This window comes from Pseudoalteromonas sp. GW168-MNA-CIBAN-0100, from assembly GCF_040309225.1.
Lineage (GTDB): Bacteria > Pseudomonadota > Gammaproteobacteria > Enterobacterales > Alteromonadaceae > Pseudoalteromonas > Pseudoalteromonas arctica.
This window is the reverse complement of sequence record NZ_JBEOOL010001114.1, coordinates 1-236: the sequence shown is the minus strand read 5'-3', so window position 1 is coordinate 236 and position 236 is coordinate 1. Positions and strand designations below refer to the sequence as shown.

1 protein-coding gene is annotated in these 236 nt (G+C 44.9%); it reads right to left on the bottom strand.

All coding sequences use genetic code 11. From position 1 onward, the window contains the following. A partial coding sequence (locus AAEY62_RS24825; protein ID WP_350637163.1) for a solute carrier family 23 protein occupies nt 1-236 on the bottom strand: 236 nt, incomplete at both ends.

Sequence of the window (236 nt, the reverse complement as noted above, 5' to 3'; positions counted from 1 at the left end):
ATGTAGCCCTGGTTTTTTCAAAAAATCTTTATTGGTAACTTGGCTAATCGCCATCATGTCGCCAATATGCTCAACAGCGGGAGCAATCGCCACCGGCACCATAAACAAAATGGCTTGCCATTTAAACTCAGGTAAAACAAAGTTAGGCACAGCTAACCACTGTGTGTTAGTTACGGCGTCAAATTGCACCACGCCCATAGCAAGCGATAAACTATAACCTGCTACCACCCCTGCTA